Origin of the sequence: Zhihengliuella salsuginis, from assembly GCF_014651715.1 — a bacterium.
Taxonomy (GTDB): domain Bacteria; phylum Actinomycetota; class Actinomycetes; order Actinomycetales; family Micrococcaceae; genus Zhihengliuella; species Zhihengliuella salsuginis.
Genome location: NZ_BMXK01000003.1, coordinates 142,964 through 165,169, shown reverse-complemented (window position 1 = coordinate 165,169; position 22,206 = coordinate 142,964). Strand labels below are relative to the sequence as shown.

Annotated in this window: 20 protein-coding genes; 9 read left to right on the top strand and 11 right to left on the bottom strand. The window is 70.7% G+C overall.

The window, feature by feature from the left end:
• The 3 genes from IE069_RS04345 to IE069_RS04335 are packed head-to-tail and all read right to left on the bottom strand — an operon-like array spanning nt 1 to nt 2,388.
• Nucleotides 1-726, bottom strand: coding sequence for an NUDIX hydrolase (locus IE069_RS04345; RefSeq protein ID WP_189349005.1), 726 nt, complete (start codon nt 724-726; stop codon nt 1-3).
• On the bottom strand, nt 726-1,523 hold the full coding sequence (nth, locus tag IE069_RS04340) for an endonuclease III (RefSeq protein WP_373287790.1): 798 nt from the start codon (nt 1,521-1,523) through the stop codon (nt 726-728). Before nth ends, IE069_RS04345 begins: the two co-directional genes overlap by 1 nt.
• Nucleotides 1,516-2,388: a hypothetical protein gene (locus IE069_RS04335; protein WP_189348881.1), complete on the bottom strand. Its 873-nt coding sequence runs from the start codon at nt 2,386-2,388 to the stop codon at nt 1,516-1,518. Before IE069_RS04335 ends, nth begins: the two co-directional genes overlap by 8 nt.
• A gap of 245 nt (nt 2,389-2,633) precedes the next feature.
• Here IE069_RS04335 and acs point away from each other — a divergent pair, with 245 nt between their 5' ends.
• The 3 genes from acs to IE069_RS04320 all read left to right on the top strand — a co-directional run bounded on the left by acs (nt 2,634) and on the right by IE069_RS04320 (nt 6,143).
• Complete coding sequence (gene acs, locus IE069_RS04330) at nt 2,634-4,583, top strand: acetate--CoA ligase (protein WP_189349004.1); 1,950 nt, start codon at nt 2,634-2,636, stop codon at nt 4,581-4,583.
• Nucleotides 4,584-4,647: 64 nt separating this feature from the next.
• A complete protein-coding gene (gene aroQ / locus IE069_RS04325; RefSeq protein WP_189348880.1) occupies nt 4,648-5,094 on the top strand; it encodes a type II 3-dehydroquinate dehydratase in 447 nt (148 codons plus the stop codon).
• 2 nt (nt 5,095-5,096) lie between these two features.
• Nucleotides 5,097-6,143, top strand: coding sequence for a DUF2332 domain-containing protein (locus IE069_RS04320; RefSeq protein WP_229790941.1), 1,047 nt, complete (start codon nt 5,097-5,099; stop codon nt 6,141-6,143).
• A 31-nt stretch (nt 6,144-6,174) separates the two neighbouring features.
• Here IE069_RS04320 and IE069_RS04315 read toward each other — a convergent pair whose 3' ends face one another.
• Both IE069_RS04315 and IE069_RS04310 read right to left on the bottom strand, forming a co-directional pair.
• A complete protein-coding gene (locus IE069_RS04315) occupies nt 6,175-6,777 on the bottom strand; it encodes a response regulator transcription factor (RefSeq protein ID WP_189348879.1) in 603 nt (200 codons plus the stop codon).
• On the bottom strand, nt 6,774-8,093 hold the full coding sequence (locus IE069_RS04310; RefSeq protein WP_189348878.1) for a sensor histidine kinase: 1,320 nt from the start codon (nt 8,091-8,093) through the stop codon (nt 6,774-6,776). The genes IE069_RS04315 and IE069_RS04310 overlap by 4 nt, the downstream gene beginning before the upstream one ends.
• A gap of 145 nt (nt 8,094-8,238) precedes the next feature.
• Between IE069_RS04310 and IE069_RS04305 the strand changes: the two genes are divergently transcribed.
• The gene (locus IE069_RS04305; protein WP_229790940.1) at nt 8,239-8,721 is read left to right on the top strand and encodes a hypothetical protein; all 483 of its coding nucleotides are present in this window, start codon (nt 8,239-8,241) and stop codon (nt 8,719-8,721) included.
• A gap of 11 nt (nt 8,722-8,732) precedes the next feature.
• On the opposite strand, the gene IE069_RS04300 is transcribed toward IE069_RS04305, so the two are convergent.
• A complete protein-coding gene (locus IE069_RS04300; protein ID WP_229790939.1) occupies nt 8,733-9,926 on the bottom strand; it encodes a MarP family serine protease in 1,194 nt (397 codons plus the stop codon).
• A 150-nt stretch (nt 9,927-10,076) separates the two neighbouring features.
• Here IE069_RS04300 and IE069_RS04295 point away from each other — a divergent pair, with 150 nt between their 5' ends.
• Complete coding sequence (locus IE069_RS04295) at nt 10,077-10,754, top strand: Crp/Fnr family transcriptional regulator (RefSeq protein WP_102157366.1); 678 nt, start codon at nt 10,077-10,079, stop codon at nt 10,752-10,754.
• Between the two features lie 78 nt (nt 10,755-10,832).
• On the opposite strand, the gene IE069_RS04290 is transcribed toward IE069_RS04295, so the two are convergent.
• From IE069_RS04290 to sp36, 3 genes are all read right to left on the bottom strand, one after another.
• Nucleotides 10,833-11,717 (bottom strand): NUDIX hydrolase, encoded by an 885-nt coding sequence (locus IE069_RS04290; RefSeq protein ID WP_189349000.1) that lies wholly within the window; start codon nt 11,715-11,717, stop codon nt 10,833-10,835.
• A gap of 88 nt (nt 11,718-11,805) precedes the next feature.
• On the bottom strand, nt 11,806-12,294 hold the full coding sequence (locus IE069_RS04285; RefSeq protein ID WP_189348877.1) for a RidA family protein: 489 nt from the start codon (nt 12,292-12,294) through the stop codon (nt 11,806-11,808).
• A gap of 22 nt (nt 12,295-12,316) precedes the next feature.
• The gene (sp36, locus tag IE069_RS04280; RefSeq protein WP_189348876.1) at nt 12,317-12,472 is read right to left on the bottom strand and encodes a Sp36 family protein; all 156 of its coding nucleotides are present in this window, start codon (nt 12,470-12,472) and stop codon (nt 12,317-12,319) included.
• Nucleotides 12,473-12,530: 58 nt separating this feature from the next.
• Here sp36 and IE069_RS04275 point away from each other — a divergent pair, with 58 nt between their 5' ends.
• The 4 genes from IE069_RS04275 to IE069_RS04260 all read left to right on the top strand — a co-directional run bounded on the left by IE069_RS04275 (nt 12,531) and on the right by IE069_RS04260 (nt 19,712).
• Nucleotides 12,531-14,906 (top strand): transglycosylase domain-containing protein, encoded by a 2,376-nt coding sequence (locus IE069_RS04275; protein WP_229790938.1) that lies wholly within the window; start codon nt 12,531-12,533, stop codon nt 14,904-14,906.
• 21 nt (nt 14,907-14,927) lie between these two features.
• On the top strand, nt 14,928-15,866 hold the full coding sequence (locus IE069_RS04270) for a metallophosphoesterase (protein WP_189348874.1): 939 nt from the start codon (nt 14,928-14,930) through the stop codon (nt 15,864-15,866).
• Between the two features lie 190 nt (nt 15,867-16,056).
• Nucleotides 16,057-17,907, top strand: a complete 1,851-nt coding sequence (locus IE069_RS04265; RefSeq protein WP_373287789.1) for an ABC transporter ATP-binding protein — start codon at nt 16,057-16,059, stop codon at nt 17,905-17,907.
• Entirely contained in the window at nt 17,904-19,712 is a 1,809-nt protein-coding gene (locus IE069_RS04260) for an ABC transporter ATP-binding protein (RefSeq protein ID WP_189348873.1), read from the top strand. Before IE069_RS04265 ends, IE069_RS04260 begins: the two co-directional genes overlap by 4 nt.
• An 85-nt stretch (nt 19,713-19,797) precedes the next feature.
• Here the strand turns inward: IE069_RS04260 and IE069_RS04255 are convergent, their stop codons facing one another.
• Together IE069_RS04255 and purD are read right to left on the bottom strand one after the other, a co-directional pair.
• Nucleotides 19,798-20,694 carry a phosphoribosylaminoimidazolesuccinocarboxamide synthase gene (locus tag IE069_RS04255; RefSeq protein ID WP_189348872.1) on the bottom strand — a complete coding sequence of 299 codons (897 nt, stop codon included), beginning with the start codon at nt 20,692-20,694 and terminating at the stop codon, nt 19,798-19,800.
• A complete protein-coding gene (gene purD, locus IE069_RS04250; protein ID WP_229790937.1) occupies nt 20,694-22,022 on the bottom strand; it encodes a phosphoribosylamine--glycine ligase in 1,329 nt (442 codons plus the stop codon). Before purD ends, IE069_RS04255 begins: the two co-directional genes overlap by 1 nt.
• Nucleotides 22,023-22,206: the final 184 nt, after the last annotated feature.

The window sequence follows — 22,206 nt, the reverse complement described above, 5'->3', positions numbered from 1 at the left end:
TCAGCGGACGCGGTGCTCCCGGGACGCGTCCCAGTCGAGCGTCCAGCCCAGCTCGTCGAAGAGCCGCGAGACCACGATGCCCGTGAACCCCCAGATGAGCGCACCCTGGACGAGGAACGCCGGCGACGTGAACTTCTCCCGTCCCCGCGACACGGAGGCGCTGACCCGGTTCGCGGGGTCGAGCAGGTCGGCCACGGGCACACGGAACACGTGCGCCGATTCGGCCGGGTCGACGGCGAACACCTCCGACGGGCGCGCCCACCACCCCAGCACCGGGGTGACGAGGAAGTTGCTCACCGGCAGCTCGGTCTCGGCCAGCGCACCCAGGACGTCGACGCCGGCCGGGTCCAGGCCCGTCTCCTCCTCGGCCTCGCGCAGGGCCGCGGCGACCGCGCCGTCGTCTCCGGGATCGACCTTGCCGCCCGGGAAGGCGACCTGCCCGGCGTGCTTGCGCAGGGTGTCGGCGCGGCGGACGAACAGCAGGTCGAGCTCGCCGGGCACGACGTCGTGCGGGTGCTCCGCGGGCTGATCGTCCAGCCGGCCGAAGAGGATCAGCACGGCCGCGCGCTTGAGCGCCGCCGGGTCCAACCGCGCGAACCGCCACGACTCGGGCAGGTGCGCATCCGCCGTGCCGGCGGCGACCCGCGCGGCGTGGTCGGCCGCGAGCGCCTCGAGCTGCGCCCGCGCACCCGGCAGTGACTCCGCTCCCCCGCCCGGGGTCGCCATCACGCGTCCAGCCCGTAGCCGAGGGCGCGCAGCTCGCGCCGCGTCCGGCCCGCCGTCATCGCCTCGAGCAGTTCCTCGCGCCCCGGCGCCAGCTCGTACTTGAGCAGCTGGCGCGCGGCCTCCGGCTCGCGCTCACCCGCCCCGAAGGACGGGCACAGGTAGGCCACCGGGCACGCCCCGCACGCGGGCTTGCGGGAGTGGCAGACGCGGCGCCCGTGGAAGACGACGACGTGGGAGAGCATCGTCCAGTCGCGCTTCTCGAACAGCTCCCCGACCGCGTGCTCGACCTTCACGGGGTCGTCCTCCCGCGTCCACCCGAAGCGGCGCGCGAGCCGCCCGAAGTGAGTGTCCACGGTGATGCCGGGGACGCCGAACGCGTTGCCGAGCACGACGTTCGCCGTCTTGCGGCCCACGCCGGGCAGGGCGACCAGGTCCGCCAGCCGGCCGGGTACCTCGCCGTCGTGCTCCTCGACGAGCCGCTGGGCAAGCCGCAGCACGTTCGCGGCCTTGGCCCGGTAGAAGCCGGTCGCGCGGATCAGCTCCTCGAGCTCGATGATCTCCGCGGCGGCCATGGCGCGCGCGTCGGGGAACCGCTCGAAGAGCGCGGGGGTGATCGCGTTGACGCGGACGTCGGTGGTCTGCGCCGAGAGCACGGTCGCCACGAGGAGCTCGAACGGGTTCTCGAAGTCGAGCTCCGGGACGGCGTACGGGTAGGCGTCGACGAGCTGCCGGTAGATCTTGCGCGCCCGGCGCTTGCGCCCGAGCTCCGTCTCCTCACGCGCCGCCACGTCAGGCACGCTCGATTCCGCCGGTCTCGCGCAGCAGGCCCACTCGGCCATCGGCGTGCTGGACCAGCAGCGCGTCCCCGCGGTCGGCGAGCGCGAGCACCCACTGTCCCGGCTCGAGCGTGAACGCCCACATGCCCGTCTGCTCGTCGAAGGCGTCGCGCGGGTGCGGCACCGCGAACCAGAACGGCCCGGCCCCGGGACGGGGGCCGGGCTCCACGGCGGGCTGCACCGCGCCGGTCGGGGGCACGACGGCGTCCGTGGCGGTGCCGGGCACGACGGCGTCCGTGCCGGTGGCGCCCGGGGCGCCGAACGCGTCCGCTCCGGCACGGTCCGTGCCCCGGGCCGGTGCGGAGGGCTTGATGTCGCGGGCGAGCAGGTAGCCGTCACCCGGAACGAAATCGACGGCGAAACCGCCGACGACGTGGGCCGTCGTCGTGCTGGCGACGAGCGCGAGGGCGCCGACGAAGCAGAGCAGGAAGGAGAAGCCCATGCTGTTGACTGCCGCGAAGAAGTAGTAGGCCGCGGCGAGCAGGCCGATGACCGACCCCCACTGGTCCAGGGTGAGCGAGAACAGCGCGACCCGGGAGCGGCCGGCCAGGCGGCGCCACGCGAAGCCGACGGCGATCAGCAGCGGGGCGAGCAGGAAGACGAACTGGTTGAACTGGGTCTGGCTGAACATCCACGCATTGACGATGCGCGTTCCCGCGGCGAAGGGGATGAGCGAGCCGAGCAGGATGACGGCTCCGGCGATCATGACGACGAGTTCGCGCAGCGTGAACGGACCGGCGACGCCGATTGCGGACTCCCCCGGCCCGGTGCCGCGGCCCGCGTCGGCGGCGAGCGGTTCGTCGGGTGTGCCGGCTGGCATGGTCATCGTGCGGCTCCTGCGGTGGCTGGGCGTGCGTTCGCCTCCGAGCTTATCGGTCGGTGGTGTGCGCACCCGAAGCCGCCGGACCGTTTACCGCAGAATCACCCCCATCCACCGGCAGCGGGTGTGACCGCCCGCACAGGGAAGGGCTGCCGGTGTGTAACCTGAGACACAGAATCGAGCCGTAGAGGCACTCCCTGTGACTGAAAGGACCCGTCGTGACTGATGCGACCTCCACGCTGGACAACCTGATGCATGAAGAGCGCGCCTTCGGGCCCAGCGCCGACTTCGCGGCGAACGCCGTCGCCGACGCCTCCCGGTACGAGCGAGCGAAGGCCGACCGGCTCGGCTACTGGGCCGACCGGGCCCGCGAGGTCCTGACCTGGGACACCGACTTCACCGAGACTCTCGACTGGTCGGACGCGCCCGTCGCCAAGTGGTTCGTCGGCGGCAAGGTCAACGCGGCCTACAACGCGCTGGACCGCCACGTCGAGGCCGGCAACGGCGACCGCGTGGCCATCTACTTCGAGGGCGCGCTCGGCGACACCACCACCTACACCTACGCCGAGCTCACCGCCGCCGTGAAGAAGGCGGCCAACGCGTTCGAGTCGCTCGGAGTAGCCAAGGGCGACCGCGTGGCGGTCTACCTGCCGATGATCCCGGAGGCCGTGATCACCATGCTGGCGTGCGCCCGCATCGGCGCCGTCCACTCGGTCGTCTTCGGCGGGTTCTCCGCGGACGCCCTGCGCTCGCGCATCGACGACGCCGAGGCCAAGCTGGTCGTCACCGCGGACGGCACGTGGCGCCGCGGCAAGCCGAGCTCGCTGAAGCCGGCCGTCGACGCCGCCCTGGCCGCGCCCGGGCACACCGTGGAGAACGTGGTGGTCGTCAAGCGCAACTCCGAACCCACGGAATGGAACGACGGGCTCGACAAGTGGTGGAACGACGTCGTGCTGACCGCGAGCGAGGACCACGCCCCGGTCGCGCACGACTCGGAGCACCCGCTGTTCATCCTCTACACCTCCGGCACCACGGGCAAGCCGAAGGGCATCCTGCACACCACCGGCGGATACATCGTGCAGTCGGCGGCGACACTCAAGGACACCTTCGACCTGCACCCGGAGACGGACGTCTACTGGTGCACGGCCGACGTCGGCTGGGTCACCGGACACTCCTACGTCGCCTACGCGCCGCTCGTCAACGGTGCCACCCAGGTCATGTTCGAGGGCACCCCGGACACCCCGCACCAGGGCATCTGGTGGGAGATCGTCGAGAAGTACAAGGTCTCGCTGCTCTACACGGCGCCGACGGCGATCCGCACCTGCATGAAGTGGGGCCGCGAGATCCCGGACGGCTACGACCTCTCGAGCCTGCGCGTGCTCGGCACGGTCGGCGAGCCGATCAACCCGGAGGCCTGGATGTGGTACCGCGACGTGATCGGGGCCAACGCCGGGAAGAACGGCGAGAAGAAGGAGCACCCGGCCCCGATCGTCGACACCTGGTGGCAGACGGAGACCGGCTCCCACATGATCGCCCCGCTGCCGGGCGTGACGCACACGAAGCCGGGCTCGGCCCAGGTGGCCGTGCCGGGCATCTCGATCGACATCGTGGACGAGATGGGCGAATCGGTGGGCGACGGCGAGGGCGGCTACCTCGTCATCCGCGACCCGTGGCCGTCCATGCTGCGCGGCATCTGGGGCGACCCGGAGCGCTTCAAGGAGACGTACTGGTCGCGCTTCGACGGGATGTACTTCGCCGGCGACGGCGCCAAGTACGACGAGGACGGCGACCTGTGGCTGCTCGGCCGCGTCGACGACGTCATGAACGTCTCCGGGCACCGGCTCTCCACCACGGAGATCGAGTCCTCCCTCGTCGCCCACGACAAGGTGGCCGAGGCCGCCGTCGTCGGCGCGAAGGACGCCACGACGGGCGAGGCCGTGGTCGCGTTCGTGATCCTCCGCGGCAGCGCCGAGGAGGGCGAGGACATCGTCACCGAGCTGCGCAACCACGTGGGCAAGCAGATCGGTCCGATCGCGAAGCCGCGCCACGTGCTGGTCGTGCCGGAGCTGCCGAAGACCCGCTCCGGCAAGATCATGCGCCGGCTGCTCAAGGACGCCGCCGAGGGCCGCGAGGTCGGCGACGCCTCGACGCTGGCCGATCCGAGCGTGATGACCAAGATCGCCGAGGACATGCGCAAGTAGTAATAGACGCGCGGCCTCGCCCGAATCGCTCGGGCGGGGCCGCGCGCGTGTGTAGGGTACTTTTATGGCTTCGATTCTGATCCTCAACGGCCCGAACCTGAACCTGCTCGGCACGCGCGAGCCGGAGGTGTACGGGCACGAGTCGCTGGCCGACGTCGAGGCGCTGTGCCGGGCGGAAGCCGCGACGCACGGGCTGGACGTCGAGTTCGCCCAGTCCAACCACGAGGGCGCGCTCATCGACGCCCTCCACGCCGCCCGCGGGACGCACGCCGGCGTCGTCTTCAACCCGGGCGCCTACACGCACACCTCCGTCGCGCTCGCGGACGCCGTCTCCGGCATCCGGCTGCCCGTGATCGAGGTCCACATCTCCAACGTGCACGCGCGCGAGTCCTTCCGGCACCACTCCTTCATCTCCCCGGTGGCGAAGTCGATCGTCGTGGGCGCCGGCACGAACGGCTACCGGCTCGGCATCGCCCAGCTCGCGCACCTCATCGGCTCCGGCCGGGGGTAGCCGTGACCGGCCCGGCCCGCGAGGCGACCGCCCACCTGTTCACCCAGTACGCGCGCGTCTGGTTCCCGTCGCACTCGGCGCTCTACGCCGAGTGGGCCCACGGCGTCGCCGCCGACGCCGACCTGGTCGCGAGGATCGCCACCCTGCCGCCGAACAAGCAGCAGCCCAACCTCGTCTTCGCGGTCGCCCGGTTCCTCGGCTGCCCGGACGCCGGGTTCGCCACGCTCGCCGCGTTCCTGCGCGAACGCTGGGACGACGTCGCCGCGGAGCTCGCCGTCCGCATGACGCAGACCAACGAGCCGGCCCGCTGCGCCACCCTGCTGCCCGTCTTCGAGCAGATCCAGTCCGACTCGGGCAAGCCCCTCGCGCTCATCGAGCTCGGCCCGTCGGCGGGCCTGTGCCTGCTGCCGGACCGCTTCGCCTACCGGTACGACGGCGGCGACGTCCTCGGCGCCGAGAACCTCGCCGCCGGCGCCCCGCTGCTGGAGTGCGCGACGACGGGGAACCCGCCGCTGCCGACGCGCCTGCCGGAGATCGCCTCCCGCACGGGGGTCGACCTGAACCCGCTCGACGGCGCGGACCCGGAGACGGCCCGCTGGCTCAAGTGCCTCGTCTGGCCGGGCCAGACGGAGCGGCTCGACCGCCTGAGCGCGGGCCTCGACGTGCTGACGTCGCTGCCCCGGGACGACCCGGGCGGGCCCGTGACCCTGGTCCGCGGCGACCTGCTCGCGCACGTCGAGACCCTGGTGAACGCGGTCCCGGCGGAGCACACCGCCGTCGTCTACCACTCGGCGGTGACCTCCTACCTGCCGCCCGGGCTGCGGCACGCGTTCCTCGAACTCGTCGCCACCCTGGACTGCCGGTGGATCGCCAACGAGGGGTTCTTCATGTCCGACGCGACCGACGGCGAGATCGCCGTGCCCCGCGAGCGGTCGGGCATGTTCGTCATGACGCTCGACGGCGTGCCGCAGGCCTACACGCACCAGCACGGCGTACAGCTGCACTGGGAGGCCGACGGCGCGTGGCCGGAGGACGGCCAGTCCATCTAGCGCCGCGGCCGCCCGCCGGAGCGGCCCGGCCTCAGATCCAGCCGTTCTCCCAGGCGATCCGCGCGGCCTCGTGCCGGGTGTCGACCCCGATCTTGGCCAGGATCGACGAGACGTGGTTCCGCACCGTTCCCTCGGCGAGGTGCAGCCCGGCGGCGATGACCGCGATCCGGGCGCCGTCGCGGCCGACCCGCAGCACGTCGAGCTCGCGGTCGCTGAGAGGGCATTTCTCCCCCGTCAGGGCGCTCGCCGCGATCTCCGGGTCCACGTAGCGCTTGCCGCGGGCGACCTCCCGGATGACCCGGGCCAGCTCCTCCGCCGGCATGGACTTGGGCGCGAACCCGTTCACGCCCTCGCGCAGCGCCCTCCGCAGTACTCCCGGCCGCGCGTGGCGGGTCACGATGAGCGTCCGCGAGCGGACGCGGCGGCGGATCGCCGCGGCCGCCACGATGCCGTCCGTCGGCGGCATCTCCAGGTCCAGCACGCACACGTCGGGACGGTGCCGGGCGGCCAGCTCCACGGCCTCCTCGGCATCGCCGGTGCTGGCGACGACGCAGAGGTCCTCCTCCAGCCCCAGAAGCGCGACGAGCGCCCCGCGGATGAGGTCCTCGTCGTCCGCCACGAGCACGCGGATCACGGCGCCGTCCGTCCGTCGGCGCGGGCGGCACCGGCGGGTGCGGCCTCCGGCAGAGCGGTCGCGTCGGCGGGCACCGAGGCGGTCACCACGAACCCGTCGCCGCGCGGCCCCGCCTCGAACCGGCCGCCGAGCTGCTCGATCCGGTGCCGCAGCCCCAGCAGTCCGGACGGTTCGACGCCGGCCGGCGACTCCGCCGGGTCCCCGGCGGGTTCGGGCGCGGCGGGCGCGACGCCGTCGTTCTCCACCGTCAGCGTGACCCACTCCCCGTCCTCGACGAGCCGCAGCTCGGCGCGGGTCGCCTGCGCGTGGCGCAGGATGTTGGTCGAGGCCTCGCGGATCACCCAGCCCAGCGCCTGGCGCGGGGCCCCCGTGAGCTCGTGGCCCCAGCCGTGGACGCTGCAGTCGATCCCCGCCGCGCCGAGGACGTCGGCGGCGTTCTCCGCCTCCGTGGAGAAGCCGACCCGCCGCAGGCCGCTGACCACGGCCCGCGTCTCGCCCATCGCCTCGGCCGCGGCCACCCGGACCTTGCCGATCTGCTCGAGTGCGCCGGCGGGGTCGCGCTCGACCAGCCGCTCGGCCAGCTCCGCCTGCAGGGCGATGACCTGCAGGTGGTGCCCCTGGATGTCGTGCAGGTCCGCGGCGATGCGCAGCCGCTCCCGGGCCACGGCCAGCTCGCGCTCGGCGGCCCGGCCGCGCTGCAGCCGGACGATCGCGTCCCACCACCACACCGACCCCAAGACCACCAAGGGAATGAGGAACCCGTAGATCAGGGCGATGAGGCTGTCCGGCGTCCCTGCGACCGACGCGGGCTCGGCCCACCACGCGCCCTCTGGATGCAGCACGAGGAACACGGCGGCGATGAGTACGACGAGGGCCAGCCCGAACCAGAACAGGCGCCACCGGCTGGGCTTGGGCAGCAGCCCGGCGATGTGGGAGACCGCAAGCCAGAACGGGAGCAGCGGCGCGAGACCGCCGGCGTCGTTCCCCCAGGAACTCAGCGCCAGCAGCAGAGGGGCCGTTCCCACGGAAGCGACCGTGCGCCACGGGGTCCGCCCCTCGTCGGGCCAGCCGGACCGGAAGCGCAGGGAGGTCTGGAAGGCGGTGAGTGCCGAGGCCGCCAGGAGGACCACCTGTACCGTGCCGAAGAGCCGGTTGGCGGTGCCGTCGCCGGCGGCATCGTTGCCGATGACCAGGTGTCCGAACGTCACCAGATACATCACGGCGTAGAGGAAGATCAGCGAGGCCCACGTCCACCACCAGAAGGTGTGGAAAGCACGCCGGGTGTTTCGCTCGTTGAAGGTGCTCGGCAGGGTCATGGCTCCAGCGTAGGCCAGTGACATTTGTCAGGGGCACGGCCTGACATCCTCCCGGTGGATACGGGCCGCCGCGGCACTTCTCCACCCCGCCCGCCGCTGATGGACTGGTCCCCTACCGAGCACGACCACCGATCAGGAGAACACCATGGACATCATCAACTGGCTCCAAGAACTCGCCGCACCGCTGCCCGGCTGGCTGCAGTCCTTCGTGATCGCCCTGGCCGGGGCCATCCCGTTCGTCGAGTCCTACACGGGGTCGGTGATCGGCGTGGTCGTCGGACTGCCCGTCTGGGTGGCGGTGCCCGCGGCGGTCGTCGGAAACTGGATCTGCATGTTCCTGCTGGTCACCCTCGGTGCCGGCATCCAGCGCCGGCTCGCCGAGCGGTCCCGCCGGGAGCCCTCCAAGGGCCAGCAGAAGTTCCTGCGGATGTTCAACCGGTTCGGCGTCCCCGGCGTCAGCCTGCTGGGCCAGTGGGTGCTTCCGAGCCAGATCACCTCCATGCTCATGGTGGGGATCGGCGCCGCGAAGAACCAGGTGGTCCTGTGGCAGTCCATCTCGATCGCGCTCTGGGGGGCCGGATTCGGCACGCTGGCCGTCCTCGGCCTGACCGCACTGGGCTCGGTGTAGCCGCGCCCCGGTCAGGCGGCCTTGCAGGCCCCGGAGGAGACGACGTCGTCGTACCCGGCGGCGGCATCGACGAGCGGGGCGACCTCCTCGAGGGAGAGCGCGTAGCCGACGTCCTCGGCGCCGCGCGCCTTCGCGAAGACGACGCCGATGAGGCGCCCCTGCTCGTCCACGAGCGGTCCACCCGAGTTGCCCTGCTCGATGTCCGCACCGAGCTGGTAGATGTTCAACGACGACGGCTCGCCGCCGTAGATGTTCTGGACGGGCACGTCCTCCACCGACTGCACGGTGGCGCCGAGCGCGCGGAACGGCCCGCCGGCCGGGTGCCCCATGAAGACGCTGGTCTCGCCGGTCGCAAGGTCCTGGCCCACGGGGAGCGGGCTCAGCCCCAGGCCCTCGACCTCGAGAACGGCCAGATCCGCGGCCGGGTCGAAGTGGGCGATCGTCGCGGGCAGGGCACGGCCGTCGCGGGTCGTGACCACGGGGTCGGTGACACCGGCGACCACGTGGGCGTTGGTGATGATCCGGTCCTCGGCGGCAGCGAAGCCGCTGCCGGTCTGGTTGACGCCGCATTCGAACGCGGTGCCGCTGACCCTGACCACGGAGTCGGCCGCCGAGTCGATGCCGGGTCCGTCGGGCAGTTGCTCGGGCTCCGGGGCGGGGGCGCTCTCGGTGGGGGCGAACGGGTCGATGAGCTCGGGGATCGTCCCGCCCATGACGGCGGACCGGGCGGAGGCGAGGGCCTCGTCGACGGGCTCGGGGGTGTACTCGCGGATGGTGCTGATGACCTTCGAGTCGGCCAGCGCCTGCGACAGGACGGGGATGCCCATCGCGGCCACCGAGAAGGACAGGGCGGAGACCACGACCGCCGCGACGGCGGTGTTGACGACGGCCCCGATCAACCGGTCGAAGGATTTGAGCGCGGGATAGTTCAGCCACAGGCGGATCCTGGCTCCCAAAGCCGTACCGATACCCTGTCCGATGATGACCAGGACGACGGCGACCGCGACGACCCAGAACAGGCGCCAGCCCGGACTGTGCACCCAGCCGGACACGACGGGCACGGCGTAGAAGGCCGCGACGGCGCCCGCGATCAGGCCGACGATCCGGCCGAGGGTGACGAAGAAGCCCTGTCGCCACCCCGACACCAGGAACGACAGCAACACGATGGCCAGGATGATGTCGAGCCAGCTGAATCCGAAAATCATTGCTCCCGATTCTACGCACGCGTTCTGTGAGTGCTCTGAGCTTAATTGACGCATGACTCACACCGTTTCGCCGTGTGGAAGTCGTCACAAGAGCACTTTGTACGGCAGAATACTCGTTAGCGCTATCTATTTTTTTGGACAGGAGATTCCATGGACATCGAGGTACTTCGCCGCGCACCGCTCTTCCAGACGCTAGGTGACGACGTTTTCTCAGCCCTTACCGACGAACTGACCGAGGTCGACCTCTCCCGCGGCGCTTCCGTCTTCCGCGAGGGCGATCAGGGCGATCAGCTCTACTTCATCGTTTCCGGCAAGATCAAGCTGGGCCGCACGGCGCCGGACGGCCGCGAGAACCTCCTGGCCGTCCTCGGCCCGGGCGAGCTCTTCGGCGAGATGGCCCTGTTCGACCCGAGCCCGCGCAACGCCACCGCCACCGCGGTCTCCGAGACCCGGCTGGCCGGCCTGCGCCACGAGAACCTGCGCAAGGTCATCGAGACCTCCCCCGAGGTGTCGATCCAGCTGCTCCAGGCTCTGGCCCGCCGCCTGCGCCGCACCAACGAGTCGCTGGCCGACCTGGTCTTCTCCGACGTTCCGGGCCGTGTCGCCAAGGCCCTGCTGGACCTGGCCGACCGCTTCGGCCGCCCGGCCACCGACGGCATCCTGGTGGCCCACGAGCTCACGCAGGAGGAGCTGGCCCAGCTGGTCGGCGCGTCCCGCGAGACCGTCAACAAGGCCCTGGCCGAGTTCGTCCAGCGCGGTTGGCTGCGCCTCGAGGCACGCGCCGTCGTGATCCTCGACATCCAGCGCCTGCGCCAGCGCTCGCGCTAAGCGCTCCGCGCCGAGTACGACGACGGCCGCCCCGCCTTCCACAGGCAGGGCGGCCGTTTCGCTCTCACGGACCGGGGCTCAGCGGGACCGCCAGCAGATCCCGCCCTCGCTGGCCGTGCTCACGGAGACCTCGAGGACGAACTGCCCGCCGGCGCTGACCAGTTGCGGGTGGAAGGTCTTGAGCTCGCGCCGGTGGGCCAGGTAGGCGATCGTGCCGCGCGTCGTGGCGATCTTCTCCAGGATGACCTCGACCGCGGGCACCGTGGCCTGGCTCAGCGTCAGGCCGACGGTCTCCTGGTGGTCCACCTCGTCGCCGAGGGCCGTGGTGCCCCGGTCCTCCAGCACGTCCGCCGCGGACTTCCACGCGGACCAGGTGCCTTTGCCCTCGAGGAGCCTGGCCTGCTGCCGCACGGGCATCGCCGCGGCGAAGTACCACGTGTCGAAGCGCCGGTGCGCGAAGTCCGGGCTCACCCAGCGGGCCAGCGGCCGCAGCAGATCCGTGCGCAGCCCGAGCCCCCGCCCGTTGAGGAGCTCGGAGAAGGAGATGTCCTCCTCGGCGACGGCCTGCCGAAGCTCCATCCACTCGTTGCTGGAGCAGTCCTCCAGCACCGAGAGCTCGTCGCCGCCGGCCAGCAGGACGCCCGTCTCCTCGAACAGCTCGCGGGCTGCGCACACGATCCGGGCGCGGGCCTCCCGATGGTCGAGGATGCCGAGCTTGTCCGCCCACTGCCCCGGCGTCGGACCGAACCAGGCGACGTTCGCGTCGTCGTCGTTCCCCTCGCTGCCGCCCGGGAACGCGATCGTTCCGAGCGGCGAGTGGCCGCGGCGGTAGCCGAGGTACGTCTCGACGCCGCGGGTGCCGTCGCGAAGGAGGACCACCGACGACGCGCGACGCGCCGCGCGCGGGGTCCGCTCCCCGTGGTTCACCCAGTTCTCGGCGGCCGGCTGCTGGTCCGGCGGCAGCTCGAAGTGCCGGCTGAGCGTCTCGGTCGCGGGCGCGCCGAGGGAGCGCGCACCGAGGGTGCGCGCTCCGCCTACCGGGCGGCGGCCGTCAGGAGAATTCCGCGACCAGTTCAACTTCAACCGGAGAATCGAGTGGCAGGACGGCGACGCCGACTGCGGATCGGGCGTGGATGCCGGCCTCGCCGAAGATCTCGCCGAGCAGCTCGGAGGCGCCGTTGACGACGCCCGGCTGGCCGGTGAAGGAGGGATCCGAGGAGACGAATCCCACGACCTTGACGATCCGGGTGATGCGGTCAAGGTCCCCGATGACCGACTTCACGGCGGCCAGCGCGTTGAGGACGCAGGTGGCAGCCATCTCCTTGGCGGCCTCCGGGGTCACGTCGGCCCCAACCTTTCCGGCGGCTGGGAGTTCGCCCTTAATGAAGGGCAGCTGGCCGGAGGTGTACGCGTGGTTTCCGCTCGTGACGGCGGGCACATACGCCGCCACCGGCGCGGCGACCTCGGGCAGCGTCAGGCCCAGCTCCACCAGGCGGTTCTCGATGGCCGAAGCACTGTTCGGCGATGTCTTGTTTTCCATGCTGTTCCTCGTCAGAAAGGGGTTACTGCTTCGGGCGCTTCATGTATGCGACATGCCCGGCACCGTTCGGCGCCGGAGTCACGGTCACGAGCTCCCAACCTTCGGAGCCCCACGTGTCCAGGACGTCCTTCGGGGTGTGCAGGGGCAGGGGCGTGATGGTGTATTCCCAAGTGGTCATACCGGCAAGGGTAGTCCCTCCAGTTAGACTGATGGGTATGGCCGGTAGTAAGTCTCCTTTGTTCGATACCGCAACCACCCTCGGCAAGATTGTTGCCTTCTTCGGTGTGAGTGCGATCTGTGGTGTGTTGGCGGCGGGATTGCTCGTCCCGATCGCCTCTCTTGCGGGTTCCAGCGCGAACGCCAGCATCGAGTTCTTCGAAGAGCTCCCGGAGGAGCTGCGGAAGGATCCGCTCTCCGTTCCGTCGACGGTCCTGGCGAACGACGGCACGACGCTGGCCACGTTCTTCGCGGAGAACCGGCAGCCGGTGTCGATCGATAAGATCTCCCAGCCGATGCAGGACGCGATCGTCTCCATCGAGGACGAGCGCTTCTACGAGCACGGCGGCGTCGACCTGCGCGGCACACTGCGCGCGGTCGTCTCCAACTTCACGTCGTCCAGCCAGCAGGGCGCCTCCACCCTGACGATGCAGTACGTCAACAACCAGATCATCAACTCCGGCGTGCTCGCCGGCATCCCGGCCGAGGAGCTGACGATCTCCGGCACCAAGGACTACGGCGACAAGCTCCGGGAGATGAAGCTGGCCATCGCCGTCGAGAAGGAGATGAGCAAGGCCGAGATCCTCGAGGGCTACCTCAACCTCGTCCTCTTCTCCGGCCGGAACTACGGCGTCGAAGCCGCAGCGCAGCGGTTCTTCTCGAAGCCGGCGGCCGAGCTGAACATCCCCGAGTCGGCCATGCTGGCCGGCATGGTGCAGATCCCCAACGTCTACAACCCCCTGACGAACCCCGAGCTGACGCAGAAGCGCCGCGACACGGTGCTCGCGGCCATGCTGCGCAACAGCACCATCACGCAGGAGGAGTACGACGACGCCGTCGCAACCGATCTCGAGTCCATGCTCAAGCCGAGCAACACCAGCTCCGGGTGCATCGCCTCATCCACCGCCCCGCACTTCTGCGACTACGTGACACACCAGATCCTCTCCAACCCGGCGTACGGCGAAACCGTGGAGGCACGCGAGAACCTGCTCTACCGCGGGGGCCTGAAGATCCAGACCACCCTGGACCCGAAGGCCCAGAAGAAGGCCCTCGAAGCCGCGCGCAAAGCCGTGCCGGCGGACGACTCCTCCAACCTCGGCAGCTCGATCGTCTCGGTCGAGCCCGGTACCGGCAAGATCCTGGCGATGGCCCAGAACAAGGAGTACGGCCCGCAGGACGATTCCTCGCATACGGTCTACAACTTCAACGTCGCCCGCGAGGACGGCGGATCGAACGGATTCCAGGGCGGTTCGACCATGAAGCCGTTCACGACGATCGCCTGGCTCCAGTCGGGGCACAACATGTGGGACCGGGTCGACGCGAGCCGGGACGGGTATCCCGATTCCTATCGCTGGAAAGCCTCGTGCCTGACGAAGGGGTACACCCAGACGGTGACGGAGGACGGAGTCTGGGACGTCAACAACTTCACCCGCGGTTACAAGCGGCCCATGACCGTCGAATACGGCCTCTACTGGTCGATCAACACCGCGACCGTCGCACAGGCCGCCCAGGTCGATCTCTGCGACATCGCCAACGCGGCAGACGCGGTCGGGATCGTCGACCAGGACAGCCGCGACGAGGAGACCGGCGAGGCGAGGCCGATCAACCCGGCCAACCCGGCGATGGTTCTCGGCTCCGCCAAGGTCACCCCGTTGTCCCAGGCCGCCGGTTTCGCGGCCTTCGCCAACAACGGCGAATTCTGCGAGCCGCGCGCACTGGTCTCGGTCACGGACTCCTCCGGGAACAGCTACAAGGTCCCGGAGCAGGAGTGCCGACAGGCGCTCAACACGAACGTGGTGCGCAACCTCAACGGGACGCTCTCGAAGATCGCATCGAAGCGCGTCGCCAAGGGCACCATCTCCTCGCCGGTCGCCGGCAAGACGGGCACCAGCAATGGTGCGGCGTCGACGTGGTTCGTCGGGTACACCACTGGTATCTCGACCGCCGCTTGGGTCGGCCGCCACGACGGCAACGCCGACGTGTTCGGGCTCGAGGTCAACGGGGTCACCCCTGAGAACCCGGACTCCTCCTCCTGGGCGGCGCCAATGTGGCTCGACTACATGACCGACGTCATCCCGAACTACGAGGCTGACGAGTTCGGCAGCGCCGATTCGAAGCCGGCACCGCCCCCCGCCCCGGAACCCGAGCCGGAGGACAGCGGCAGCGACGACAACGAAGGCTCCGGCTCGGACGACGAGTCCGAGTCCGAGAGCAGCTCCGAGGACGATTCGAGCGGCGACACCGGTGAAGACGAGGGCAGCGAATCGAGCAGCGCACCGGCCAGCGATTCGACCGGCGACGCCGGGTCCGGCAACACCGACACCCAGCCGGGCGGTCAGGGCGCCGGAAACGGCAGCAATGGCAACGGGAACGGCAACGGAAACAGCGACGACTAGCACGCGGGGGACCGAGACGACATGGCAGATGCGCTGATCCGAGGACTGCGTCGAGGGGCCACCACGGCGGCCGCCGCCGCGGCCGCCGGGACGATGGCGGTGGGCTACGGCCTGTGGGAGCGGAACCAGTTCACGGTCCGCCACGAATCGGTACCGGTACTGCCTCCCGGGGCCCCCACGCTCAAGGTCCTGCACCTCTCCGACATCCACATGGTTCCCGGGCAGCGTGCGAAGGCGGCCTGGCTGAGATCGCTCGCGGACTGGGAACCGGACCTCGTGGTCAACACCGGCGACAACCTGAGCCACCAGCGGGCCGTCGGCCCCCTGCTGGACGCTCTGGAGCCCCTCATGCGCTACCCGGGCGTCTATGTGCCGGGATCCAACTGCTACTTCGCCCCGCGACTGAGCAACCCGTTCAAGTACTTCGCCGGCCCCTCCGCCGCCAAGCGGCCGGACGAGCGGATCGGACTGGACTGGCGGACGATGCACCGCGCCTTCGGCTCGGCCGGCTGGATCAACCTCTCCAACCGGAGCCAGTCCGTGCCCCACGGGCGCCTCCGGCTCGATTTCACCGGCGTGGACGACCCGCACCTCGGATACGACTCCTTCGCCGGCTGGCCCCGCGGTTCCGCCACCGGATCCGACGCGCCCCACGTGCGGATCGCCCTCGCCCACGCGCCCTACCAGCGCGTCCTCGACGAATTCACCGACGCCGGGGCGGACATCATCTTCGCCGGCCACACGCACGGCGGCCAGGTCTGCCTTCCGGGCTACGGCGCGCTCGTGTCCAACTGCGACCTGCCGACGTGGCGCGCCCGCGGGCTCACCACGTGGGAGCACGAGGGCCGCCGGGCCCCGCTGAACGTCTCCGCGGGCATCGGCACCTCCCGGTTCGCCCCGGTGCGCATCGCGTGCCGCCCGGAGGCGGTCATGCTCCGTCTCACCGCGCGCGACGCCTGACGGCCGGGTACGGCTGGTCTGCCCTCGGGGCACGGGCTGACATTCGACGTCGTAATATCTGAAATATCCCCTGAACAGCCGCCGACTAGTGGCAAACTAGAGATCGAATCCAATTGGGCAAGCCCAACCACTGCCACCGGGCACCCGATTGCCAGTCGTCCATTCCCGAGACATCGATCGAGGCTGCCCCGTGGCGCACCACCAGCGAAGCGGCCGGGCTGACACCCGGACCACGACCCTGACCGAGACCTTCGGTCGACTTGTCCCCCACCTTCGACCCATCATGGCGCGGCTCGTCCTCGGCGGCCTCTGCGCACTGCTGGCGAGCGTCGTCGCACTGACCATCCCGCGCGTGCTCGGCTGGCTGGTCAACACAGTCCTCACCGGCGAGGGTGCGGCCTCCGCCGTCTGGCTCGGCGTCGCGATCGTCGCGCTCCTCGGCGCGTTCGAGGCCCTCCTGATCTGGCTGCGGCGCGTCTTCGTCATCTCCCCGACCGCGGGTATCGAGACGTCGCTGCGGCTGAACCTCTTCCGGCACCTGCAGCAACTCCCGGTGGCCTTCCACGACCGCTGGGGGTCCGGCCAGCTGCTCTCCCGCTCCATGGGCGACCTGTCGCTGCTGCGCCGCTGGATGGCTTTCGGATCGATCATGCTGGTCGTCTCCTCCCTGACCGTCATCGCGGGTCTGGCCTTCATGTTCTCCTCGAGCTGGATCCTGGCCCTGATCTATCTGGCCGGCGCCATCCCGATCACCATCCGGGCGTTCAAATTCCGCACGGTGTTCCGCGACGCCAGCCGTCTCAGCCAGGATCAGGCCGGCGACCTCGCCACCACCGTGGAGGAGGCTGTCCACGGCATCCGCGTCATCAAGGCGTTCGGCCGCGGCCGCGAGGCCCTCGACGGGTTCCACGCCCAGGCGCAGAAGCTCCGCGACACGGAGATCCACAAGGCGCGCACCCTCGCAGGCTTCATGGCCCTCGTCGTCGCGCTGCCGGAGGTCACGCTCGGCCTCGGCCTCTTCACGGGCCTGTGGTTGACCGCGGACGGCCAGCTGCTCGTGGGCGATCTCGCGGCCTTCTTCGCGACCGCCGCCTTCCTCGCGGGCCACGTCGAGGGCATCGGCATGCTGCTCGGCATGACGCTGACCACCAAGACCGCGCTCGACCGCCACTATGAAGTCATCGACTCGCCCGCCACCATCACCTCGCCGGATCACCCGCGCGTCCCCGAGAATCCCGCGGGCCACCTCGTGATGCGCGACGTGTCCTTCACCTACCCGGACGCCCCGGGGGCCGCGAACGTCGTCGACGGGCTCGACCTCGAGGTCCGCCCCGGCGAGACCATGGCGCTCGTCGGCGGCACGGGCAGCGGCAAGTCCACGCTGCTGCACCTCGTCCCGCGCCTCTACGAGGCCACCGGCGGGGCCGTCGAGCTCGACGGTCTCGACGTCCGCGAGTACGACGTCGAGGCGTTGCGCACCGCGATCGCGGTCGCCTTCGAGGACTCCATCCTGTTCTCCTCCTCCGTTCGCGAGAACGTCCTGCTCGGCGCGCGGCCGCAGCCCGGACGGACGGCGGACGATCAGCTGGCCGAGGCGCTCGACGTCGCCCAGGCCCAGTTCGTGCACGACCTGCCCGACGGCGTCGAGACCCTCATCGGCGAGGAGGGCCTCTCCCTCTCCGGCGGGCAGCGCCAGCGCCTCGCCCTCGCCCGGGCCATCGCCGCCAAGCCCCGGCTCCTGGTATTGGACGACCCGCTCTCCGCCCTCGACGTCCGCACGGAGGAGGCGGTCACGGCCCGGCTGCGCAGCGTCCTCGAGGGCACGAGCACCCTCATCGTCGCCCACCGCCCGTCGACCGTCATGCTCGCAGACCGGGTTGCCCTGATGGAGCACGGGCGCATCAAGGACGTCGGCACGCACAGCGAGTTGCTCGCCCGGAGCGCGCACTACCGGTTCGTGATCGCCGCCGGCGATGAACCGCCCAGTGTCGAGGAAGTCCTCGACACCGAAGACACCGCCACGGAAGGAGACCCGGCATGAGCGGGATGTCCGGCGTCGCCGGAGAAGACAACATCGAGCTGGGCGCGGACGACCGGCGGCGCGTCCGGCGTCGTTCCCTCCGGCTGCTGAAGACGCTGGCGGGGCCGATCAGAGGCAGGCTCGCCGGCACGGCCCTGCTGGTCCTCGTCTCGGCCGGAGCACGCGCCACGCTGCCGCTGCTGGTGGCCTGGGCGATCGACTCGATGCTGCCGCGCGTCATCGACGGCGACCTGGCCGCGCTCGGATTCGTCGGGGGCGCCTACGTCGCCACGGCCATCACGGCCGGCGGGCTGCTCGGCGTCTACACCTGGGCCGCCGCCAACGTCAGCCAGGCGATGCTGCTGGATTTGAGGCTGCGCGTCTTCCGGCACACGCAGCTGCTGAGCCTCGAATTCCACGAGACCTACACGTCGGGGCGCGTGATCTCCCGCCAGACCTCCGACCTGGAGACCCTGCGGGAGCTGCTCGACCAGGGGATCTCCCAGCTGGTCTCCGGCATCGCCTTCGTCCTCTTCACCGCGATCAGCATGTTCATCCTCGACTGGAAGACCGCGCTCGTCGTCGTGGGTGCCGCGGTCCCCATCGCCATCATCTTCCGCTGGTACCAGGTCCGATCGGAGCTGGTCTACCGCGAATCCCGGGTCTTCTCCGCCCGGGTGATCACCACGTTCGTCGAGACGATGACGGGCATCCGGGCCGTCAAGGCCTTCCGCCGCGAGGCCGCCGGCGACGAGAAGTACACGGACGTGGCACACGAGTACCGCGACAACACCCTGCGCAGCATCTCCCTCTTCGGAATCCTGCAGCCCGTGCTCATGCTCATCGGCAACCTCACCGTCGCCGCCGTGCTCCTCGTCGGCGGCTTCCGGGTCCTCGACGGCTCCCTCGCCGTCGGCGCGCTCATCGGGCTCCTGCTGACCGCCAAACGCGTGTTCCAGCCGATCGAGGCGATCGCGATGTTCTACAACTCGTTCCAGGCGGCCACGGCGGCGCTCGAGAAGGTCTCCGGCCTCCTCGAGGAGCGCCCGACCGTCGTCGAACCCGCCCGGCCGCAGCCCCTGCCGGCCGCCGAAGGCGCCGTCGAGTTCAAGCGGGCGGTCTTCGGGTACGGCGACGGCCCGGTGGTCATGGAGGAGTTCGACCTGACGATCCCGGCCGGGCAGACCGTCGCCGTCGTCGGGCAGACGGGTGCCGGCAAGTCGACGCTCGCGAAGCTGATCGCCCGCTTCTACGACCTGACTGCCGGAGAACTCACCCTCGACGGCGTCGACCTGCGCGATCTCAGCCAGGACGACCTGCGCCGGGCCGTCGTCATGGTCACCCAGGAGGCGTTTCTCTTCTCCGGCTCGGTCGCCGACAACATCGCTCTCGGCCGGCCGGAGGCGACCCGGGAGGAGATCGTCCTGGCCGCCCGGGCCGTCGGCGCCCACGAGTTCATCGAATCGCTGCCCGAGGGCTATGACACGGACGTGAACAAGCGCGGCGGACGCGTCTCGGCCGGGCAGCGGCAGCTGATCTCGTTCGCCCGCGCGTTCCTGGCGGACCCGAGGGTGCTGATCCTCGACGAGGCCACGAGCTCGCTCGACATCCCCAGCGAGCGGCTGGTCCAACAGGCCCTCGAGCGCCTGCTCGGCGAGCGCACAGCCCTGATCATCGCCCACCGCCTCTCGACCGTCGAGATCGCCGACCGGGTGCTCGTGGTGCACGACGGCCGGATCGTCGAGGACGGCAGCCCCTCCGAGCTCATCGCCGCGGGCGGCCGTTTCACCTCCCTGCACCAGGCGTGGCGGGACTCACTGACCTGAGAACGGATCGGCCCGGAAGACGACGCCGGCCCGCAGCGTCCGTGCGGATGCTGCGGGCCGGCGTCGTGCGGGGTTCGCCCATGCCTCAGGCGGCGAACGTCCGCCCGGTGAGGCGCTCGTAGGCGTCGATGTAGCGGGCGCGCGTCTTCTCGACGATGTCGGCCGGCAGGGCCGGCGGCTCCTCGCCGCTCGACTTGTCCCAGCCGGAGGCGTCCGAGGTGAGCCAGTCGCGGACGAACTGCTTGTCGAACGAGGGCTGGGCGCGGCCGGGCTCGTAGGTCTCCGCGTCCCAGAAGCGGGACGAGTCCGGGGTCAGCACCTCGTCGCCGAGCGTGATGGCGCCCGTCGACGGGTCGAGGCCGAACTCGACCTTGGTGTCGGCGAGGACGATGCCGCGGTCGCGGGCGATGGCCTCCGCCGTCGTGTAGACGTCGAGCGTGAGGCGCGCGAGCTCGGCGGCGACGTCCGCGCCCACACGCTCGACGGCCTGCTCGTAGGTGATGTTCTCGTCGTGCTCGCCCACCTCGGCCTTGGCGCTGGGGGTGAAGATCGCCGGCTCCAGCTTGGAGCCGTCGACCAGTCCGGCGGGCAGCGGCAGGGAGCAGACGGTCTGCTCGGCCCTGTACTCGACCAGTCCGGAGCCGGTCAGGTAGCCGCGGGCGATGCACTCGATGGGGTACATCTCCAGCTTCTTGCAGACCATGGCCCGCCCGTCGACCTCGGCCGGGACGTCCGTGGAGATGACGTGGTTCGCGACGGAGAGCTGGTCGAACCACCACAGGCTCAGCTGGGTGAGGACCTTGCCCTTGTCGGGGATCTCGCTGGCGAGGACGAAGTCGTAGGCGCTGATCCGGTCGCTGGCGACCACCAGGACGCGGTCGGTCACCGAGGCGTCCGCGGGGACGTAGAGGTCGCGGACCTTGCCCGAGTAGACGTGCTTCCAGCCGTCGAGGACAGGTGCGTCGGTCTCGAAGCCCGCCATCAGTTCGCCTCCCCCGCCGTGCCGGCCCCGGCGACGTGCCGGCCCCGGGAGGCGTTCGGGACGCTGATCTGCCCGGCCGCCGCCTTCTCGGCGATGTCGCGGCGGAACTGGACGCCTTCCCAGGAGATGCGTGCGACGCCGTCGTACGCTGTGGCGCGCGCGGCGGACAGGTCCGCCCCGAGGCCGACGACGGCGAGCACGCGGCCGCCCGAGGTCACGACCTCGCCGGCATCGTTCGTGGAGGTGCCGGCGTGCAGGACGGACACGTTCTCCAGCGCGGCGGCGGCGTCGATGCCGCCGATCGCGTCGCCCTTGCGGGGACTGTCCGGGTAGTTCGCCGACGCCAGGACGACGCCGACGGCGGACTCGCTGCGCCAGTGCAGCTGCTCCGCATCGTCGAGCTCGCCCTTCGCGGCCGCGAGCAGGACGCCGCCGAGCGGCGTCTTGAGGCGGGCGAGGACCGGCTGGGTCTCCGGGTCGCCGAAGCGGGCGTTGAACTCGATGACGCGCACGCCGCGGCTGGTGACGGCAAGACCGCAGTACAGGACGCCGGCGAACGGGGTGCCGCGGCGCTCCATCTCGTGGATCGTCGGGTACGCGACGCGCTCCATGACCTCGTCGACGAAGCCGGCCGGCAGCCACGTCAGCGGCGTGTACGCGCCCATGCCGCCCGTGTTGGGCCCCTCGTCGCCGTCGAAGATGCGCTTGAAATCCTGGGCGGGCGCAAGCGGCACGGCGTGCTTGCCGTCGGAGATGACGAACAGGGAGACCTCCGGGCCGTCGAGGAATTCCTCGATGACCACGGTGCCGCCGGCGGCGAAGCAGGCCTCCGCGTGGGCCAGCGCCTCGGCGCGGTCCTCCGTGACGACGACGCCCTTGCCCGCGGCGAGGCCGTCGTCCTTGACGACGTAGGGTGCGCCGAACGCGTCCAGGGCGTCGGCCGCCTCCGCGGCGTCGACCGCGACGCGGGCCATTGCCGTCGGGACGGACGCCTCGGCCATGACGTCCTTCGCGAACGCCTTCGAGGCCTCCAGCTGGGCGGCCTCCTTCGACGGGCCGAAGACCGGGAAGCCGGCCGCGCGCACGGCGTCGGAGACGCCCGCGGCGAGCGGGGCCTCCGGTCCGATCACGACGAGGTCGACGCCCAACCCGGTCGCGAGCGCGACCACGGCGGTGGAGTCCTGCGCATCGACCGCATGCGTCGCGACGTCCTGCGCCATCCCGGCATTGCCGGGGGCTGCGTGGACTTCGCTGACGTACGGATCTGCCAGCAGGGAACGGACAAGAGCATGCTCGCGGCCTCCGGGGCCGATCACCAGAACCTTCACGGTCCCCAAGCGTACCGGTCGTCGGCACCCGCGCGGCAGTCGCCCGGCGCGGATGACGCGCACCGCGTCGGCACCACGAGTCGTCGCTGACGGTTGCTCCGGGCCATCCATTCGTCGCTGACGGTTGCCGGGAAGCCGAAACACGACATTCCGCGACGACTCGCGCCGTGGGGCGGGGATGAGG

Coding starts and splice junctions, on each gene's coding strand:
- sp36 (WP_189348876.1), bottom strand. CDS start 12,472: ATGACCACTTGGGAATACACCATCACGCCCCTGCCCCTGCACACCCCG.
- acs (WP_189349004.1), top strand. CDS start 2,634: ATGCATGAAGAGCGCGCCTTCGGGCCCAGCGCCGACTTCGCGGCGAAC.
- IE069_RS04295 (WP_102157366.1), top strand. CDS start 10,077: ATGGACATCGAGGTACTTCGCCGCGCACCGCTCTTCCAGACGCTAGGT.
- IE069_RS04255 (WP_189348872.1), bottom strand. CDS start 20,694: ATGGCGGGCTTCGAGACCGACGCACCTGTCCTCGACGGCTGGAAGCAC.
- aroQ (WP_189348880.1), top strand. CDS start 4,648: ATGGCTTCGATTCTGATCCTCAACGGCCCGAACCTGAACCTGCTCGGC.
- IE069_RS04335 (WP_189348881.1), bottom strand. CDS start 2,388: ATGACCATGCCAGCCGGCACACCCGACGAACCGCTCGCCGCCGACGCG.
- IE069_RS04310 (WP_189348878.1), bottom strand. CDS start 8,093: ATGACCCTGCCGAGCACCTTCAACGAGCGAAACACCCGGCGTGCTTTC.
- IE069_RS04270 (WP_189348874.1), top strand. CDS start 14,928: ATGGCAGATGCGCTGATCCGAGGACTGCGTCGAGGGGCCACCACGGCG.
- IE069_RS04285 (WP_189348877.1), bottom strand. CDS start 12,294: ATGGAAAACAAGACATCGCCGAACAGTGCTTCGGCCATCGAGAACCGC.
- IE069_RS04345 (WP_189349005.1), bottom strand. CDS start 726: ATGGCGACCCCGGGCGGGGGAGCGGAGTCACTGCCGGGTGCGCGGGCG.
- IE069_RS04300 (WP_229790939.1), bottom strand. CDS start 9,926: ATGATTTTCGGATTCAGCTGGCTCGACATCATCCTGGCCATCGTGTTG.
- IE069_RS04260 (WP_189348873.1), top strand. CDS start 17,904: ATGAGCGGGATGTCCGGCGTCGCCGGAGAAGACAACATCGAGCTGGGC.
- IE069_RS04305 (WP_229790940.1), top strand. CDS start 8,239: ATGGACATCATCAACTGGCTCCAAGAACTCGCCGCACCGCTGCCCGGC.